The 17,133-nt window shown below is 75.2% G+C and carries 15 protein-coding genes; 8 read left to right on the plus strand and 7 right to left on the minus strand.

What is annotated here, in order from left to right; all coding sequences use genetic code 11:
- Window positions 1-4: 4 nt before the first annotated feature.
- Together RGE_RS14710 and RGE_RS14715 are read right to left on the minus strand one after the other, a co-directional pair.
- Window positions 5-1,450, minus strand: a complete 1,446-nt coding sequence (locus RGE_RS14710) for an AMP-binding protein (RefSeq protein ID WP_014429224.1) — start codon at window positions 1,448-1,450, stop codon at window positions 5-7.
- Window positions 1,447-2,061 (minus strand): thermostable hemolysin, encoded by a 615-nt coding sequence (locus RGE_RS14715; RefSeq protein ID WP_014429225.1) that lies wholly within the window; start codon window positions 2,059-2,061, stop codon window positions 1,447-1,449. The genes RGE_RS14710 and RGE_RS14715 overlap by 4 nt, the downstream gene beginning before the upstream one ends.
- A 257-nt stretch (window positions 2,062-2,318) precedes the next feature.
- Here RGE_RS14715 and RGE_RS14720 point away from each other — a divergent pair, with 257 nt between their 5' ends.
- The gene (locus RGE_RS14720) at window positions 2,319-4,145 is read left to right on the plus strand and encodes an AMP-dependent synthetase/ligase (protein ID WP_014429226.1); all 1,827 of its coding nucleotides are present in this window, start codon (window positions 2,319-2,321) and stop codon (window positions 4,143-4,145) included.
- Between the two features lie 8 nt (window positions 4,146-4,153).
- On the opposite strand, the gene RGE_RS14725 is transcribed toward RGE_RS14720, so the two are convergent.
- Window positions 4,154-5,668 (minus strand): methyl-accepting chemotaxis protein, encoded by a 1,515-nt coding sequence (locus RGE_RS14725; protein ID WP_014429227.1) that lies wholly within the window; start codon window positions 5,666-5,668, stop codon window positions 4,154-4,156.
- A 132-nt stretch (window positions 5,669-5,800) separates the two neighbouring features.
- Between RGE_RS14725 and RGE_RS14730 the strand changes: the two genes are divergently transcribed.
- Complete coding sequence (locus RGE_RS14730) at window positions 5,801-5,995, plus strand: DUF3606 domain-containing protein (RefSeq protein WP_014429228.1); 195 nt, start codon at window positions 5,801-5,803, stop codon at window positions 5,993-5,995.
- Between the two features lie 15 nt (window positions 5,996-6,010).
- Here the strand turns inward: RGE_RS14730 and tssI are convergent, their stop codons facing one another.
- From tssI to tssJ, 4 genes are read right to left on the minus strand one after another with little or no spacing between them, the layout of a single operon-like run.
- Window positions 6,011-8,770, minus strand: a complete 2,760-nt coding sequence (tssI, locus tag RGE_RS14735; protein WP_014429229.1) for a type VI secretion system tip protein TssI/VgrG — start codon at window positions 8,768-8,770, stop codon at window positions 6,011-6,013.
- Window positions 8,767-9,507, minus strand: a complete 741-nt coding sequence (locus RGE_RS14740) for a DotU family type IV/VI secretion system protein (RefSeq protein ID WP_014429230.1) — start codon at window positions 9,505-9,507, stop codon at window positions 8,767-8,769. Before RGE_RS14740 ends, tssI begins: the two co-directional genes overlap by 4 nt.
- A gap of 3 nt (window positions 9,508-9,510) precedes the next feature.
- On the minus strand, window positions 9,511-10,830 hold the full coding sequence (gene tssK, locus RGE_RS14745) for a type VI secretion system baseplate subunit TssK (RefSeq protein ID WP_014429231.1): 1,320 nt from the start codon (window positions 10,828-10,830) through the stop codon (window positions 9,511-9,513).
- A gap of 7 nt (window positions 10,831-10,837) precedes the next feature.
- On the minus strand, window positions 10,838-11,410 hold the full coding sequence (tssJ, locus tag RGE_RS14750) for a type VI secretion system lipoprotein TssJ (protein ID WP_014429232.1): 573 nt from the start codon (window positions 11,408-11,410) through the stop codon (window positions 10,838-10,840).
- Window positions 11,411-11,720: 310 nt separating this feature from the next.
- Between tssJ and RGE_RS24315 the strand changes: the two genes are divergently transcribed.
- The 6 genes from RGE_RS24315 to tssF are packed head-to-tail and all read left to right on the plus strand — an operon-like array spanning window position 11,721 to window position 17,133.
- Window positions 11,721-12,281, plus strand: coding sequence for a tetratricopeptide repeat protein (locus RGE_RS24315; RefSeq protein ID WP_052311009.1), 561 nt, complete (start codon window positions 11,721-11,723; stop codon window positions 12,279-12,281).
- A gap of 23 nt (window positions 12,282-12,304) precedes the next feature.
- Window positions 12,305-12,820 carry a type VI secretion system contractile sheath small subunit gene (gene tssB, locus RGE_RS14760; RefSeq protein ID WP_014429234.1) on the plus strand — a complete coding sequence of 172 codons (516 nt, stop codon included), beginning with the start codon at window positions 12,305-12,307 and terminating at the stop codon, window positions 12,818-12,820.
- Between the two features lie 4 nt (window positions 12,821-12,824).
- On the plus strand, window positions 12,825-14,297 hold the full coding sequence (gene tssC, locus RGE_RS14765) for a type VI secretion system contractile sheath large subunit (protein WP_014429235.1): 1,473 nt from the start codon (window positions 12,825-12,827) through the stop codon (window positions 14,295-14,297).
- A 20-nt stretch (window positions 14,298-14,317) separates the two neighbouring features.
- On the plus strand, window positions 14,318-14,836 hold the full coding sequence (locus RGE_RS14770) for an Hcp family type VI secretion system effector (RefSeq protein ID WP_014429236.1): 519 nt from the start codon (window positions 14,318-14,320) through the stop codon (window positions 14,834-14,836).
- A gap of 7 nt (window positions 14,837-14,843) precedes the next feature.
- On the plus strand, window positions 14,844-15,293 hold the full coding sequence (gene tssE, locus RGE_RS23310) for a type VI secretion system baseplate subunit TssE (RefSeq protein ID WP_014429237.1): 450 nt from the start codon (window positions 14,844-14,846) through the stop codon (window positions 15,291-15,293).
- A gap of 1 nt (window position 15,294) precedes the next feature.
- Entirely contained in the window at window positions 15,295-17,133 is a 1,839-nt protein-coding gene (gene tssF, locus RGE_RS14780) for a type VI secretion system baseplate subunit TssF (protein ID WP_014429238.1), read from the plus strand.

Below are 17,133 nucleotides of genomic sequence, written 5' to 3' on the forward strand. Positions count from 1 at the left end.
GGTGTCAGCGGTTGGCGAGATCGGAGGCCGCGCCGAGCCCCAGGGCTTCGGCATGGCGGGCGTGGATGGCGTCGCGGCGCGGGCGGCCGTTGGCGGTGGCCAGGCCCGAGGCGGCGTCGAAGGCGTCGGCGGCACGGGTCCAGCGCGCGACGCGCGCGTAGTCGGGCAGCGTGCTGTTGGCGGCCACCACCGCGGCGGCGAGTTCGAGGTCGCCGACCGCCGGCGAGGCCGGCCAGAGCACGGCCGACAGCGCCGGCTCGCCGTCGCCCAGCACCACGGCCTGGGCGATGGCCGGCTGGCAGCGCAGTGCGGTCTCGGGCCATTCGGGCGAGACGTTGCGGCCGTAGCCGGTGATCAGCAGGTTCTTCTTGCGGCCGACGACGTGCACGAAGCCGGCCTCGTCGATGCGGCCCAGGTCGCCGGTGGGCCACCAGTCGCCGGAGCGGCCGGCGGCGTCGCCAACGTAGCCGGCGAACAGGCTGCCGGCGACCTCCAGCTCGCCGTCGGCGGCGACGCGCACGCGGGCGTGCGGCAGCGGCCGGCCGGCGCTGCCGGGGCAGTCGGCGCCGGGCAGGTTCAGCGTCTGCACCGAAGCGCCTTCCGAGAGGCCGTAGCCTTCGTAGGCCGGCAGGCCCAGCGCCTGCGCCGCCTGCAGCACCGGCGCGCCGACCGCGGCACCGCCGACGGCGACGAAGCGCAGCGAGGCCGGCGCGCGCCGGCCGCTGGCGGCGAGCCAGCCGCACCAGGCGCGCAGCATCTGCGGCAGCAGGATCAGGCTCTGCGCCTCGTGGCGTTCCACCGCGGCATGCAGCCGCGCCGGGTCGAAGCTCGACGAACCCGTCAGGCCGACCTCGGCCAGCGGCGGGCAGACGACGGTGCTGCCCTGGCGGCGCGGCGCCAACAGCCCGGCGACGTTCTCCAGCAGCACCGCGTAAGGCAGCGCGGCGAGGTGGCGTTCGATCGCCAGCGGCGCCAGCGCCTGCACCAGGCCGTCGGCCACGGCGTCCATCGCCGCGGCCGTCAGGCACACGCCCTTGGGCGTGCCGGTGCTGCCCGAGGTGTAGGTGATCTTGGCGGTGCAGGCCGGCAGTGTCGGCCGCAGCGCCGGCAGGCGCGCGGCGCTCAGGGCGCCGGCAACGCTCGCCAGCGGCTGCCACGGCAGCCCGGGCCAGCGCGCGGCCAGCGGCACGGCGGCGACCAGCGTGTCGACGCCGGCCGAGGCCAGCACGTGGCCCAGCATCGTGGCGTCGAAGAACAGCGGCAGCGGCACGTGCACCACGCCGGCGGCGCGCGCAGCGTCGTCGAGCACGACGAAGCCGGCGCCGTTGTCCAGCAGCGTGGCGAGCACGCGTGTGCCCTGCGCACGCAGCCAGCCGGCGGCGGCCTCGGTGGCGGCGGCGAGTTCGGCGGCGCTCCAGGCGCGGGTGCCGTCGATCAGCGCCGGCGTCAAACCGTGCCTCCGCGGCGGCGGAAACGTGCGATCGCGGCGTCCAGCCGGCCGGCCAGCACCAGCGGCCGGTGGTCGTAGTACGTGCCCCAGCGCACGGCGTCGGCGCCCAGCACCGCCGGGTCGGCGACGCCCAGCGTCACCGGCGCAATGCCCAGGCGCACGAAGAGGTGGCGCAGTTCGACGGTCAGCGTGCAGACGACCCAGTCGTAGCCCTGCTCGGCCAGGTGCGGGCCGATGCGGGTGATGAGGCGGCGGCCTTCGCCGGCGCGGGCGGCGGCCAGGTGGCCGACTTCGACGATGCGCTCGCGCGCCACCGGTTCACCCAGCAGCTGTTCGACCGGCGCACCGAGGTAGCGTTCGAGGAACAGCGCGCCGTCGCGCGCCGGGCGGTAGCCGGCTGCGGCGACGAGTTCGCCGGCGCCGTCGTGCAGGCCGACCATGGCTGGCGCGAACTCGCGCAGCTCGGCCTCGTAACGTTCCCGGTAGACCCGGCGCACCAGCGCCTCGACTTCGGGCCGGCCCCCGGCGTCGCCCGGATAGACGCGCAGGCGCGACTCGGCGCCTGGACGCTGGACGAAGCTCATGACCGGCTCCCGCAGCATGCTCGGCATGCAGACTCCTGTTCGGCGCTACCACGGAATGCGGCAGTCGACGCGGCAAATCTTCGCGACCGGCGATTAGCGCGGCATTAACGCAACAGTCCCGTCACGCCTGCCGAACGTGCCACCCGTCACGCACCGGGCACCGAAAACTTTCGTCTTGGCAATGGTTTGGCGCGTACCCCACAGGGCCGGGCGGATACCGTCCCCGGTTCGTCGCGGAGCCTGACAAAATCGAACGATCGTTCGAAAAGACCGTCCATTGCGGCATGTCAACGCAAGCCACCACCTCCCTCGACCTGAGTTCCGTCCACACCCTGCCCGAGCTGCTGCGCTGGCGCGTCGCGCTGAGCCCCGATGCCGAGGCCTACCGTGAACACGAGGCCGAACGCGGCTGGGTGAGCTGGACCTGGCGCGACTTCGGCGAACGTGTCGAACGCTGCGCGGCGGCGCTGGACCTGCTGGCGCCGGCACCCGGCGCGCGCATCGCGATCCTGCTGCCCAACGGCCTGGACGCGGTGGCGCTGGACCAGGCGGCGCTCTCGCGCGGCTGCGTGCCGCTGCCGATGCACGCGCTCGACAACCCGCTGTCGATCGCCTACATCCTCGTCGACAGCGGTGCCGAGCTGCTGGTCGCGCAGACCGAGGCCCAGTGGCAGGCGATCGCCGGCTGCGGCGCGCTGCCGGCGACGCTGCGCCAGGTGGTGATCCGCGAACGCGACGAAGCCGCGGCGCCGGGCGCCGCCGGCGGGCCCGAGCTGCTGTCGCTGGCCGAGTGGCTGGCGCGCGGCCAGGACCGGCCGGCCCCGCCGCCGCTGCCGGTCGGCGAAGAAGACCTGGCCGCGCTGGTCTACACCTCGGGCACGACCGGCAAGCCCAAGGGCGTGATGCTCACGCACCGCAACGTGATGGCCAACGTGAAGGCGGTGCTGGCGCGCATCGCACCGCGGCCGGACGACGTCTTCCTGTCCTTCCTGCCGCTGTCGCACACCTTCGAGCGCACCGCCGGCTACTACCTGCCGATCGCCGCCGGTTCGACGGTGGCTTTCGCGCGCTCGACGCAGCACCTGCCGGAGGACATGAAGACGGTGCGGCCGACGGTGCTGATCTCGGTGCCGCGCATCTACGAGCGTGTGTTCGTCAAGCTGCAGACGATGCTCGAAGGCTCGGCGCTGAAAAAGCGCCTGTTCGATATGGCGCAGGCCGTCGGCTGGCGGCGTTTCTGCCGCGAGCAGAAGCTGCCCGTGCCCGGCTCGGTGCCGGCGGCCTGGGACGCGCTGGTCTGGCCGCTGCTGGCTAGCCGCGTCAGCGCGCCGCTGCAGGCGCAGTTCGGCGGCCGGCTGCGGCTGGCGGTGAGCGGCGGCGCGGCGCTGTCGGCGCCGATCGCGCGCTGCTTCCTCGGCCTGGGCCTGCCGATCGTGCAGGGCTACGGCATGACCGAGAGCACGCCGGTCATCAGCTGCAACACGCCCGAGGACAACGACCCGGCGACCGTCGGCCGGCCGCTGGACGGCGTGGAAGTGCGCATCGGCGACAACCGCGAGCTGCTGGTGCGCGGCGCCAACGTCATGCGCGGCTACTGGAACCGCCCCGAGGACACGGCGCGGGCACTCGAAGGCGGCTGGCTGCACACCGGCGACCAGGCCAGCCTGGACGGCGGGCGCATCCGCATCGTCGGCCGCGTCAAGGAGATCATCGTCACCGCCACCGGCGAGAAGATCGCGCCGACCGACCTGGAGATGGCGATCGTCGCCGACCCGCTGTTCGAGTCGGCCTGGGCCTTCGGCGACAACCGGCCGTTCATCGCCTGCGTCGTCGTGCTGGCCGCCGGGCCCTGGGAGCGGCTGGCACGTTCGCTGGGGCTGGACCCGGCCGATCCGGCGTCGCTGCAGGCGCCGGCGGCACGCGAGGCGGCGCTGGCGCGCATCCGCGCCGCGACGGCGGCCTTCCCGCATTACGCCCAGCCGCGCGCGGTCTGCCTGACGACCGAGCCCTGGACCATCGAGAGCACGATGATCACGCCGACGCTCAAGTTGAAGCGCAACAACCTCCAGTCGCGCTACGGCGAGCAGGTCGAGGCGCTGTACCGGCGCTGAACCGGCCCTCAGCCGCCGACGCGGAACACCGCCACCGCCCGCGCCAGCGTCGCGGCGCGCGCCTGCAGCGCCTGTCCGGCGCCGGTGGACTGTTCGGCCAGCGCGGCGTTGCTGCAAGCCGCCTCGTCGATGCGCGCCATCGCCCGCGTGGCTTCGGCGACGCCGCGCGCCTGCTCGTCGGTGGCGGTGGCGATCTCGCGCAGCCGGTCGGCGACGCAGCCCACGGCCTCGACCGCGGCCTGGACGTCGGCCTGCGCCGCCCCGGCGCGGCGCGAGCCTTCGGCGACGTGTTCGCTGCAGGCCGAGACCAACTGCCGCACCTGCTGCGCCGACGAGCGGCTGCGGTGCGCCAGCGCCCCGATGCGCGAGGCGACGACGGCGTAGGCGATGCCTTCCTCGCCGGCGCGCGCCGCGGCGGCCGAGGCTTCGCGCGACAGCAGCTCGGTCTGGTCGGCGATGTCTTCCATCAGCTCGATGGTCTCGGCGGCGGCCCGCGTCGCGCGTTCGATCGCGCTGACCGTCGTCAGCAGCTCGGCCACCGACTGGCCGCCGCGGCGCGCCGTCTGGCGGGCGCCGTCGGCGGCGCGGTCGACCTCGCGTGCGGTCTCGGCCACGGCCTCGGCCGAGCGCGTGATCTGCTCCATCGCCACCGCAGTCACCTGCACGTCGGCCGACTGCTGCTCGGCCAGCGCCGCCAGGCGGCGGCTGCCTTCGGCGATCTCGTCGGCGGCGCCGGCGATGCTGCGGATCTCGTGGCGCACGTCGTGCACGACGGCGCGCATGTTCAGGTTGGCGAGCCAGATCGCGTGGCGCAGCGTGCCCAGCGAGCGGGCGCGTTCGTCGTCGCAGCGCGCCGCGAGATCGCAGCCGGCCAGGCGCGCGGCGGCCTCGGAGACGCCGCGCACGCGCGCGGCGACGCGGTGCTGGAACCACAGCAGCACGCCGGTCGCGGCCGCCAGCACGAGCGCGGCCTGCGCCGGCGGCGCCAGCCCGCGGGGCAGCACGGCGAGCGCGACGACGGCCAGCAGCCCGGCCGCCAGCTCCAGCGTCAGCCGCTGGTGCATCGGCCTGGGCGCCAACGGCCGCGGCGGCGCGGCCTCGCGCTCGTGTTCACGCGAGCGCGCCAGTTCGGCGTACAGCGCCTCGGCCGCCGCCACCTGGGCCGCGGCGGGCCGGTGGCGCACCGACATGTAGGCGACGATGCGGCCGTCTTCGAAGACCGGCGTGACGTTGGCGACGACCCAGTAGTGGTCGCCGTTGCGGCAGCGGTTCTTGACCACGCCGCTCCAGGGCCGGCCGGCGGAGATCGTGGCCCACATCTCGGCGAAGAGTTCCGGCGGCGTGTCCGGGTGCCGCACGATGTTGTGGGCACGGCCCAGCAGCTCGTCGGCGGCGTAGCCGCTGAGCTCGGCGAAGGCGGCGTTGCAGTGCGTGATGCGCCCTTGCGCATCGGTCGTCGAGACCAGCGTCACGTCGTCGCCGTAGGTGTGTTCTACCTGGGTGACCGGCAAGTTGAGCTTCATGGCGAAACGCGGCGCCCGGCAGAATGTCGCATTAGTAGCAATTTTGCCACTTCAGACCGACAATCCCCAGCGCACAAGCCCGGCGGCCGCGGAATTTCCGCACATCCGGCACGGCCTTTGCCCGCGAGCGGCATGACACCCGACATCCCTCCGCCGGCCCCCGACGAAACGATCGACGTGCACGACGACGCCGCATTGCAGCGCTGGGCCGAGCACTTCGGCGTGACGCCGAGCCAGATCGAAGAAGCGGTGCAAGCGGCCGGCCCGCAGGTGCGCGACGTCCAGAGCCATCTGCTGGACCAGGGCGCCAGCGCCGGGGCCGGCTGACGCGGCGGCCGCGGCTCAGCCCAGGCGTTCGCGCAGCGCGTCGACGAGTTCGGCCAACGGCGGCCAGGGCGGCGCCGGCAGCGGCTCGCGCGCCTCGTAATCGACGCCTTCGGCGCGTTCGGGCACCTGCTCGTGGCGGGCGTGGCCTTGCGCGTCGAGCCGGCCTTCGATCGTGCTGCCGCCCTCGAAGCGGATGCGGTAGCGCTGGCCGGCGAAGGGCCGGCCCTCGGCGTCGTGGTGCTCGATCTCGATCCAGTTCGGCGGCGCCCCCGGCCGCCCCTGTGGCAGCGCCGGGCGCGGCGCCGGCACGCGCCCCGGCCCCGGGAAGCGGTGCGCTGCCGCGGCCACCGTCAGCACGCCGGGCGTCGTGAGGCGCAGATCGGCACCGTCGAGCACGATCTCCGAACCGGCGGCGCGCAGCACGAGGCGGTGGCGGGCGACGAGGCGCAACTCGCCGCCCTGGGCCGACACCTGCAACGGGCCGTCGGCGTGCAGCGCCAGACCGCCGGCGTGGGCGCGCAGCGCCGCCTCGCCGTGGCCGGCGACGAACGCAACACCGGCGCCGGTGCTGGCCAGGCGGACCGCGCCACCGGCGACGAAGGCGGCGTCCTGGCCGGCCGCTGCGTGCCAGGCCCCGCCGGCGACGGCCGCCACGTCGCGCGCCGCGGTGTGCACCCGTTCGCCGTCGCTCGCCACGGCCAGCGTCGCCTCGGCGGCGAGCACCAGCCAGGCGGTTTCCGGGGCGTGGCCTTCGGTGCTGGTGGAGCTGGTGGCACTGGTGCTGCTGTCGAGGCCGTCGGCGCGTGTGGCGGCCGCAGCCGGGCCGGCCGGCGGTGGCAGCGCCTGGGCCGCCCGCGCCGGGCCGTCGGCGAGTGCTGACGGCCAGCCCTCCCCCGCCGGGCGCAAGGCCGCCACCGTCGCGCGGGCACTCTCCAGCCGCCGGTGCACCTCCTGCACGTCCATCTGCTCACCGTCGCAGGAGCCCCCGTGGGCCGCCCGGGCGTGCGTCGTCAGCAGCAGGCCCTGGCCCGCGCGCAGCGACGCGGTGCCGGCAGTGACCGCCTCGAAACCCACGCCGCGCAGGCCGCCGCGGCCGGCACTGCCGGCCGGCTGCGCGACCAGCCAGCCCAGGCCCAGTTCGGCCGCCATCGGCAGGCTCGCCAGGCGCGTGCGCAACTGGCCCGTGGTGTCGTCGAGCACCCATTCGCCGGCGCAGCCGCGCGTCGGCGGCTGGCAGGCGCTGACGATGCCGGCCAGCGGCGCACCGGCGTACGGCGGCGGGTCGCGGCCGTTGAACAGCGCCCCCAGCACCACCGGCCGGTCGAGCTCGCCGTCGACGAAACCGACCAGCACCTCGGCACCGACACGCGGCACGAAGACGCTGCCCCAGCCGGCGCCAGCCAGCGACTGCGCCACCCGCACCCAGGCGCTGCCGCGGCGCCCGGCGGCGCGGCGCAAGGGCCACGGGGTCTGGGCAAGGCCGTCGCCGCCGGGGTCGGCATCGCCCTGCCAGGCGTAGCGCAGCTTGACGCGCAGCGCGCCGTCGGCCATCGGCAGGCCGTGTTCGACGCCGACCACGGTGGCGGTCTGCCAGCCGGGCGCCGTCGGCCGCGGCGGCCGACGCGTGACGAGCGCACGTTCGGCCGGCACCGCCTCGAAGCGGTTGCGATAACGGCCGGCGGCGGGTTCGGCTGCCCCGGGGGCATGCGCCCGGTCCGGCTCCAGCGCGTTGGCGGCCTCGTGGTGCACCGCCAGCACCGTGAAACGTCGGCCGCCGGCCTCGTCGCCGGGCAGGCCTTGCACCACGACCACCGTGCCGGCGGCCAGATCGCGGGCGTTGCCTTCGCCGCGCACGCGTTGGCGCCCGAGCTCGAAGGCCCGCAGCAGGCGCTCGGCCTGCACGCCGGCGGCGCTGCGGTCGGCGAAGCGGTCGACGCCACGCCGTTCGTGGTGCTCGGGCCGCGGCCCGGCGCCAAGATCGGACTCGCTGGCAGCGGCCAGCGACCCACCGCTGCGGCTGCACCAGCTTCCGAGCAGCACACGGGCAGGGCCGCCGCCGTGGTGTTCGGCCAGGCGATCGACGCTGTCGTGCCGCGCGCCGGCAGTGGCGGTGGGCGGATCGGCAGCAAAGCGCAGCGGGCCGAGTTCGGCGCGAGCCGTGCCCTCGTCGGCGACGACGAGGCGGTGGCGCCAGCGGCCCGAGGCCGCGGCAGCCTCGGCGGCCTCGCCTTGCAGCGCCTCGAAGTGCCAGGCCAGGCCTTCCTCGGCCATCAGCCGGATGCAGAAGGCCCAGTCGGTCTCGGCGTACTGGGTGCACAGCGGCCGCCGCGGCAGCTCGCGCGTCAGCGCCAGCACCCAATGCGCTTGCGGCAGGCCGGCGAACACCTGCTCGAGGATCGCGGCGACGCTGGCGTCCTCGTGCAGCGCACAGCCGACGCGCTGCTCCAGCAGCGTGCTCCAGGGGCCCAGTCTCAGCGTCCAGCGCTCGCCGCCGGCCGCCGCGCCGGCCCAGCGGCTCTCGACGACCAGGCCGTACCAGGCACGCTCGGAACCGTCGGCGCGCTGCAGGTGCACGCCGAGTTCCTCGCCGAGCAGCGCGTCGACGTCGGCGCCGGGTTCGGCCAGCACCTCCAGCTGCAGCTCGAAGCCGCGGCCCACGGCCTCGTCGGCCTCCAGCCGTCGGGCCAGCAGCGGCACCTGCCCCGGCGGCGTCTGCACCCGCAGCAGACGCCCCTGCAGCGACCAGCCGCCGACGAGGCCCTCGCCCGGGCTCATGGCCAGCGGATGCTGAGCCGCGCCGGCTCGGCCAGCGGCTGCACGGCAGGCGGCAGGCGCGCCAGTTCCTGCTCGGTCCAGCGGTCGAGTTGCAGGCGCAGGGCCGCCCAGGCCAGCAGCACGACGCCGGCGCAGACCGCGACGACGGCCCAGGCCGGCACCTGGCGGCGCAGACGGTGCACCAGATGGTCCGGCGGCTGGGCACGCGGCGCGAACGGGGCCCGGCCGCCGCGCCAGCGCGTGATCTCGTCGTCCAGGCGCTGCACCAGCCAGGCACGCGACTCGGGCGCCTGGAAGGCGTAGCGGCCCTGGTAGCCCAGCAGCAGGCACAGGCGGAAGACCTCCAGCACCGCGAGCCGCCGCGGGCCCTGCTCGCGCAGCCGGTCCAGGTGCTCGAAGAAACGTTCGCCGGCCAGCGGCTCGTCGAACAGCTCGTGCTGCAGCGGCTGCTGGAGCCAGGCCTCGCGCAGCAGCCCCGGCGCACCGAGCGCCAGCTCGTCGCACAGCGCGGCGAAGGCGAAGCAGGCCAGGCGGGCGTCGTCGGCGTCCAGGCCCCGGCGGCGGGCTTCGGCCTCGACACCGCCCAGCCAGTCGCGCAGCGCCCGGCGGAAGGCACGCACGTCGTCGGGCCGTGCCCCGGCGCGCACCAGCATCAGGGCATAGAAACCTTCGTGCAGCAGGCCGAGCAGGTCGGCCCGGGCGGTGGAGTCGTTCGGGGGGGCGACGGCGGCGTCCATCGCTCAGCCCAGCAAGGCGTGCAGGCCCAGGCGCAGGCCCGGCAGCCCGTCGGGCACGTGCACCGCGAGCGCACGCGCCTGGAGCAGGCGCTCGTACCAGGGCCCCTGTGGCTCGACGAGGAAGCAGCAGGCGCCCGGCGCCAGCGGCAGCGCCGCCGGCCACTGCGCCGCATGCACCAGACGCACGCCGGCCACGGCCGAGTGCACCAGGCGATCGAGGTCGTCGGGCGCGCCCAGCTTCAGCCGCGCCGGCACGGCCTCGATCAGCGCGGCCAGCGGCATCTCGGCCCGCGCCGAGAGGTACAGCGCACCGCCCGGCCCGGGCACGGCAGCGTCCAGGCGTGCCACGCGCAGCGAGGGCCGCGTCTCGTCGAAAACGATGTCCACCCAGCGCGCCGAGGCCACGGCCTCCAGCCGCTCGCGCAGCAGCGCCTCCAGCATCGCGAAACCCGGGCCGGCATCGGCATGCAGATAGGCCGGCAGTTCCTGCGACGGCTCGGCGGCGAAGGCGGTCAGCGCGCCGGCCAGCTCGAGCAGCGCACCGAAGAGCCGCTCGGGCGCGCTGTCAGGCCCCAGGCGAGCGAGGCGGGCGCAGGCACTGCCGGCGGCCTGCGCCAGGGCCAGGGCCGAGGCATCGGCAGTGCGACCGTCGGCGCCCAGGCCCGCCGTGCCCAGGCGCAGGCCCTGCAGCGTGGCCAGCCGGGCGCGCAGGCGTTCGTTCATGCGCCGCTGCAGCGCCAGCAGCGCCGGAGCGCCGGCGAGCACCAGCGCGGGCGGCACGAAGTCGCGGTCCAGGGCCCAGCCGGCCGGGCTGCGGCACAAGCGCAGGAGCGGCAGGCCCGCAACCGTGCCACTGGCCGGCTGCAAACGCGGACGCCGCCGCAGCACGACCAGATCGGCCTCGGGCGCGCCGGTGAACCAGTCGCGCGCCTCGGTGGTGTGCGCGGCGTAACGCGCCGCGAGCCGGCGGTCTTCGCCGGCGGCGTAGTTGGCGGCATCGGCACGCATCGGTTCGAGCACCAGCTCCCAGGTCATGGCCGCGGCCGGCGACGCTTCGAGCGGCACCGGCTCGGGCAGCTCGTCGTCGCGCGGCGCGCAGACGATCTCGCCGTCGGGCATCACCGCCTGCAGCGCCAGCACGCGCAACAGGCCGGTCGCCAGCGCGTCCTCGTCGAGCTCCAGCGCGGCCAACCCCCAGGCGTGCGGCCGCAGCCAGCGCATGGCCTGCGCCAGCCGCGCCTCGTGGTAAGCGTCCTGGCGCTGGAAGTGCTGCGGGCGCAGGAACAGGCCTTCGCCCCAGAGGATCTTGGCGGACGGGATCATGGCGGGCTCACTCCGAGGACGGGCATCGCAGGTCTCCCAGGCGGTCGGCGCCGGCCGGGGGCTCCCAGGCGGCACCGGAGACGAGCACCAGCGCGCAGCGATGCAGCGCCAGGCGGATGGGCTGGGGCGCCGGCAGCGGGAACACGAGCTTCCAGCGCCCCGGCGCCGGCGAGCGGAACAAGGCGGCCACGCCGAGCGCCTGCGCGCCGACCGGCACACGTTCGCGCAGGCTGAGCGTGCGCCCGGGGGCCAGCACCAGCTCGCGGGCGCCGTCGCCGGCCGCCAGGCGCTCGTAGCCGGCGCGCTGGAAGGCCGCCGGGTCGTCGAGCCAGCGCAGCTGCACGACGGTGGGCAGGGCCACGCCGTCGCTCGCGGCGTTGAGCAGGCTGCTGGCGTGCAGCTCGATCAGCGCTTCGGGCGGCGGTGGCGGCGCCGGCGACTGGAGGCCGACCGCCACCAGCACCTGCGAAGCCCAGGGCGGGACCGTGCCGGAGCCGGTGGCGCAGCCGCACAACAGGCCGCACGACACAGCGGCCAGCAGGCAGGACAGCGGGACGACAGGGCGGCAGATGCTGGGCATGGCAGGGACCTCGTGCCGGCGATTGCAGCGCGGCACCGTCGGCAGCGCACGCCCCCCGGGAGAGCGGCCCCAGAGGGGGAATCGCCGCCCGCGACGGACTCCTAGAGTGCCGGACACCGCCTCGCCCCGAGGCCTGCCGGAGGACCTCCGCATGCGCCCTGCCGCCTCGTCCGCCTCTTCTGCCTTGTGCGCCTCGTCCGCACCACGGAGCAGCGCCGCCGGCCTGGCCGTCGCCGCGCTCTCCCTCTTGCTCGCCGCCTGTGCCGCGCCCCCCGCGGCAGCGCCGTCGCCGCCGCCCCTGGACGAGCAGATGCGCCAGGCCGAACTCGCCCGCATCCAGGGTTCGCCGGGCCAGGCGCGTGCGCTGTGGCAGCAGGCCGCGCGCGACCATCCGACCAGCAAGCTGCCCTGGCTACAGCTCGCCGAGGACCACGCCCGGGCCGGCGAACACGGCAGTGCCATCGCCGCCGCCCAGGAAGCGGTGCAGCGCGACCCGGCCGACCGCGACGCCCAGGGCCTGCTCGCGCTGAGCGGCCTGCGCATCGCCACGACGGCGCTGGCCGGTCTGCGCGAGCACCCCGAGGGCCTGCCCGGCACGACCCGCGGCGAGGCGACGTCGCTGACACGCCTGCTGCGCGACGCGCTGGGCGACGCAACGCCGCCACCGCCGCCGGCCCCGCCACCGAAACCCAAGCCCCGGGTCGCCCGCGCGCCGGCCGCTGCGGCGGTGCCCGCATCGCCCACGGCCCCCGCCACCGCGCCAGCCCCGGCCCCGGCACGCGCGGTCGTCGCGCCCCCGCCGTCCACGCCGGCCCGGGCGCCGGTCTCGGCCACCGTGCCGGCCGCCAACCCCTTCGACCGCCTGCGCTGACGCGCCCCACCCGAGGAAACGCCATGCCCCGCTACGACAGCATCCAGTCCCGGCTCGAGAAGGTGCGGCCACCACGCGTGCGCCTGACCTACGACGTGCAGGTCGGCGACGCGATCGAGCACAAGGAACTGCCTTTCGTCGTCGGCGTGCTCGGCGACTTCAGCGGTGCCGACGGCGCCGCCACGCCGCGCAGCAGGCTGAAGGACCGCCGCTTCGTGCCGGTCGACGTCGACAGCTTCGACGACGTGCTGCGCGGCGTCGCGCCGGCGCTTCGGCTGCGTGTCGCCGACACCTTGTCGCCCGCGGGCGGCGAGTTGGGCGTCGAGCTGCACTTCGAGCGTCTCGAAGACTTCCGCCCCGAGGCCGTCGTGCAGCAGGTCGAGCCACTGCGCCGGCTGCTCGAGGCGCGCGCGCGGCTGGCCGACCTGCGCAACAAGATGGCCGGCAACGAACGCCTCGAGGACCTGCTGCAGCAGGCGCTGCGCGAGCCGGCGGCACTGGCCGCGATCGGCCACGACGCCGCGCCCACCGGGGAGTGACGCCATGGACACCGCCGTCCTGACCCCGATCGCGCCGCCCGGGCGCGACCTGCTCGACAGCATCGTGCTCGACAGCCGCGTCGCGCGCGGCGAGGCCGAACACGGCCGCGCCCGCGAACTCATCGTGCACCTCGCGCACGAGGTGCGCGCCGGCACGGTGGCCGTCTCCGAGAACCTCGGCCTGGCGCTGGACGCGCGCATCGCCGAACTCGACGAGCTGATCTCCGCCCAGCTCAGCGAGATCCTCCACCATCCGCGCTTCCAGCGCCTGGAAGCCGCGTGGACCGGGCTGCACTACCTCTGCCGCCATGCCGCCGGCGGGCCGCAGCAGCGCATCGCGATCTTCGACGCCACGCGCCAGGAGCTGGTGCGCGACTTCTCCACCGCCGTCGACTTCGACCAGTCGGCGCTGTTCCGCAAGGTCTACGAGGAAGCCTTCGGAACCTTCGGCGGCGCGCCCTTCGGGGCGCTGGTCGGCGACTACGAGATCGGCCGCGGCGCCGAGGACCTCTACCTCGTCGAGCAGATGTCGCACGTCGCCGCCGCGGCGCACGCGCCCTTCCTGGCCGCGGCCTCGCCCGAGTTGCTGGGCCTGGACAGCTTCGCCGACATCGGCCGCCCGCGCGACCTGGCCAAGGTCTTCGACACCGCCGAGTACACGCGCTGGAAGAGCCTGCGCGCCAGCGAGGACGCGCGCTACGTCGGCCTGGTGCTGCCGCGTTTCCTCGGCCGCCTGCCCTACGACGCGCGCCACGGCAACGCCGTCGAAGGCTTCTGCTTCACCGAGCGGGTCGACGGCTCGGAGCACGGGCGCTACCTGTGGGTCAACGCGGCCTACGCGCTGGCGGCGCGGCTGAACGCGGCTTTCGCCTCCTACGGCTGGTGCGCGGCGATCCGCGGCGTCGAAGGCGGCGGCCTGGTCGAGGGCCTGCCGGCGCACGCCTACCGCACCGACGACGGCGAACACGCGCTGAAGTGCCCGACCGAGGTCGCGATCACCGACCGGCGCGAGAAGGAACTGTCCGACCTGGGCTTCATCCCGCTGGTGCACTGCCGCAACACCGACTACGCCGCGTTCTTCGCGGTGCAGTCGGTGCACAAGCCGCGGCGCTACGACAGCGACGCGGCCAACGCCAACGCGGCGCTGGCGGCACAGCTGCAGTACGTCTTCAGCGTCTGCCGCATCGCGCACTACCTGAAGGCCATGATGCGCGAGAAGGTCGGCAGCTTCGCCTCGGCGGCCAACGTCGAGGAGTTCCTCAACCGCTGGATCCGCCAGTACGTCGTCGAGGACGACGGCGCGACGCAGGAGACCAAGGCCGCCTACCCGCTGCGCGAAGCCAGCGTCCAGGTCAGCGAGATCCCCGGGCGCGCCGGCGCCTACCGCGCGGTGGCCTTCGTGCGGCCGCACTTCCAGCTCGACGAACTGAGCGTCTCGCTGCGCCTGGTCGCCGACCTCGCGCCCCGCGGCGCCTGACCCCCAACCTCGGAGCCCCCATGAAGGACATCTACGTCAAGTTCGACGGCGCCAGCGAGCTGCTCGGCGACAGCAGCGACTCCAAGCACGCCAACGAGATCGAGGTCTCGGCCTTCCAGCACCGCGTCTTCCAGCCGCGCTCGTCGACCGCCTCGTCCTCCGGCGGCCACACCGCCGAGCGCACCGAGCACGGCGAGATGCTGTTCACCAAGCTGATCGACCGCGCCACGCCCAAGCTGCTGCGCGCCGCTTCGGCCGGCACGCTCTACCCCAAGGTGCTGGTCACCTTCTACCGCGCCTACGGCGGCAAAAACGCGACCGCGACCTCGCAGTCGCGCATCGACTACTACCGCATCGTGCTCGAGGACGTCGTCGTGTCCTCGGTCGAAACGCGTGTCGACGAAGACGAGCTGCCCTGCGAGACCTTCGGCCTGCGCTACGGCAAGGTCACCTGGGAATACAAGCAGCACAAGCTCGACGGCTCGGCCACCAGCACCGGCGTCGCCGGCTGGGACCTGCGGCGCAACGTCGCCGTCTGAGCCGGTGATGGCTGGCGCTTCGCTGCTGGAGACGATGCTGGGCGAGCCCGTGCCCGACGCCGGCGCGGCGGCCCCGGCACGCCAGGACGCCCTGGGCCTCGCCCGTGACATCGAACGGCTGCTCAACACCCGCAGCGCCTGGCCGTCCGAGCGGCTGCCACGCTGGCCGCGTGTCGCGCGTTCGGTCTACGCCTTCGGCTTCGCCGACGCCGGGGCCGACGGCGACGGCACCGAGGCGCTGCACCGGCTGGCCGAACGCATCCGCCAGGCGCTCGCGGCGCACGAACCGCGGCTGGCCGATCTGCGCGTGAGCCCGCGGCCGGGTGCGAGGCGGCCGCCGGCGTTCACCATCGAAGCGACGCTGCGCCGCCCCGGCACGCGGCTGAGCTTCGACGCCGAGATCGCGCCCGGCCGGCATCGCTGCGTCGTCGCTCCGGTCGCGGGGCCCGCCGCCTGAGATGGACACGCTGCTGCCGCACTACGAGCGCGAGCTCGCCTGGTTCGACGAAGCCTCCAAGGCCTTCGCGCAGCGCTACCCGCGTGTCGCGGGCCGTCTTGCCGGCGGCGCCGAGCTGATGGCCGATCCGCACGTCGAGCGGCTGATCCAGGCCGTCGCGCTGCTCGGCGCGCGGCTGCATCGCCGGCTGGACGTCGAGATGCCGCGCATCGCCGAAGCCCTGCTCGAAGTGCTGCACCCGGAGGCGCTGCGCCCTTTCCCGTCGTGCAGCGTCGTGCGCTTCACGGCCGAACGCAGCCTGGGCCAGATGAGCAGCGCACGCTGCATTCCGCGGGGCACGCTGCTGCACAGCGCGCCGGTGCAGGGCGTGGCCTGCCGCTTCACCAGCGCCTACGAGGTCTGGCTGGCGCCGCTGCGCGTCAGCGAGGCCGGCCATCGCCCGGCGGCAACCGTGGCGGTGCCGGCGGCAGCACGCCCGGCGGCCTGGTTCTCGGTGCAGCTGCAGCTCGCCTCGGCCGCCGCGCAGTGGGCGACGCTGGGTCTGCCGGCCTTGCGGCTGTTCATCGACGCCCCACCGTCGCAGACGGCGGCGCTTCGTGCCGCGCTGCTGGACCACGTGCAAGCGGTCTGGCTGGACGACGGCCACGGCCCGCGCCCGGTGGCCGACGCCGCCCCGCGCGAGGTCGGATTCGGCGACGACGAGAGCCTGCTCGACGAGGGCGCCGACGAACGCGGCGCCGAACGCCTGCTGGGCGAATACTTCGCCTTCCCCGCCAAGTTCGACTTCGTCGACCTGCCGCTGCCGGCGGCGCTGCGCGACAGCCAGGCCCGGAGCGTGACGCTGCACTACGCGCTCGGTGCCCGCCCGGGTGGCCGCACGCCCGCCTGGCCCGAACTCGACGGGCTGGGCGCGGCGCAGCTCATGCCCGGCTGCACCCCGGTGGTCAACCGCTTCCACCAGCGTGCCGAGCCGATCCGGGTGACGCAGGCCCGCGAGTCCTACCCGGTGCTCGTCGACGCCCGCCATCCCGCGGCCTACGAGGTGCACCAGGTCGAACGCGTGCGCCGCACACGCCAGGGCGAACACGGCTGCCGCTTCGAAGAGCTGCCGCCGCTGTACTCGCTGCGCCACGCCTCGGCGGCCTCCGCCGCCTGCTGCGCCACCTGCGGCTGGAGCACGCGCCGTGATGCCGAACGCGCCGCGCTGTCGCCGGGCCACGAACTCGAGCTGACGCTGGTCGACACCGCGCTTGCGCCACAACGGGCGGAGAGCGAGACGCTGTCGCTGGACGTCGTCGCCGGCAACCGTGACCTGCCGACGATGCTCGTTCCCGGGCCCCACGGTGGCGAGCTGCAGGCCGACGACGGCGGCCCGGCCGAGAGCATCGTGCTGCTGCGCCGCCCGACGCCGACCGCCAGGCCGGCGCCGGCCCTGGACGCCCCCTGGCGCCTGGTGTCGCTGCTCGCGCTGGCACGCACGCCGGTCGCCGCCGCCGGGCTCGCCGGCTTGCGTGAATGGCTGGCGCTGCACGACGCCGCCGGCATCGGCGCCGCCCCGGGTATCGCCGCCGGCCTGCGCCAGCTCGATTGCCAGACCGCCGAGGCCTGGTGGCCCGGGCCGCCGGCGCCCTGCCTGGTGCGAGGCCAGGACATCCGTCTCGAGGTCGACGAACCGGCCTTCGTCGGCTCCGGCGCCGGCCTGTTCGGCCGGGTGCTCGCGCACGCGCTGGCACGACGGGCGCCGGTCAACAGCTTCGTGCGCCTGCGGCTGCAGGCCGCGGCCGACGGCTCGCTGCTGTTCGACGGCGGCCGCCGCAGCGGGCGGGCGCTGCTCGTCTGA

This window comes from Rubrivivax gelatinosus IL144 (assembly GCF_000284255.1).
In the GTDB taxonomy this organism is placed as follows: domain Bacteria; phylum Pseudomonadota; class Gammaproteobacteria; order Burkholderiales; family Burkholderiaceae_C; genus Rubrivivax; species Rubrivivax gelatinosus_A.

Bases quoted from the DNA above. Each gene is read 5' to 3' on its own strand.
- RGE_RS14725 (WP_014429227.1), bottom strand. From the start codon at position 5,668: ATGAAGCTCAACTTGCCGGTCACCCAGGTAGAACACACCTACGGCGAC.
- tssK (WP_014429231.1), bottom strand. From the start codon at position 10,830: ATGATCCCGTCCGCCAAGATCCTCTGGGGCGAAGGCCTGTTCCTGCGC.
- RGE_RS14770 (WP_014429236.1), top strand. From the start codon at position 14,318: ATGAAGGACATCTACGTCAAGTTCGACGGCGCCAGCGAGCTGCTCGGC.
- tssJ (WP_014429232.1), bottom strand. From the start codon at position 11,410: ATGCCCAGCATCTGCCGCCCTGTCGTCCCGCTGTCCTGCCTGCTGGCC.
- tssC (WP_014429235.1), top strand. From the start codon at position 12,825: ATGGACACCGCCGTCCTGACCCCGATCGCGCCGCCCGGGCGCGACCTG.
- RGE_RS14715 (WP_014429225.1), bottom strand. From the start codon at position 2,061: ATGCCGAGCATGCTGCGGGAGCCGGTCATGAGCTTCGTCCAGCGTCCA.
- tssB (WP_014429234.1), top strand. From the start codon at position 12,305: ATGCCCCGCTACGACAGCATCCAGTCCCGGCTCGAGAAGGTGCGGCCA.
- tssI (WP_014429229.1), bottom strand. From the start codon at position 8,770: ATGAGCCCGGGCGAGGGCCTCGTCGGCGGCTGGTCGCTGCAGGGGCGT.
- RGE_RS24315 (WP_052311009.1), top strand. From the start codon at position 11,721: ATGCGCCAGGCCGAACTCGCCCGCATCCAGGGTTCGCCGGGCCAGGCG.
- RGE_RS14730 (WP_014429228.1), top strand. From the start codon at position 5,801: ATGACACCCGACATCCCTCCGCCGGCCCCCGACGAAACGATCGACGTG.
- RGE_RS14740 (WP_014429230.1), bottom strand. From the start codon at position 9,507: ATGGACGCCGCCGTCGCCCCCCCGAACGACTCCACCGCCCGGGCCGAC.
- tssE (WP_014429237.1), top strand. From the start codon at position 14,844: ATGGCTGGCGCTTCGCTGCTGGAGACGATGCTGGGCGAGCCCGTGCCC.
- RGE_RS14720 (WP_014429226.1), top strand. From the start codon at position 2,319: ATGTCAACGCAAGCCACCACCTCCCTCGACCTGAGTTCCGTCCACACC.
- tssF (WP_014429238.1), top strand. From the start codon at position 15,295: ATGGACACGCTGCTGCCGCACTACGAGCGCGAGCTCGCCTGGTTCGAC.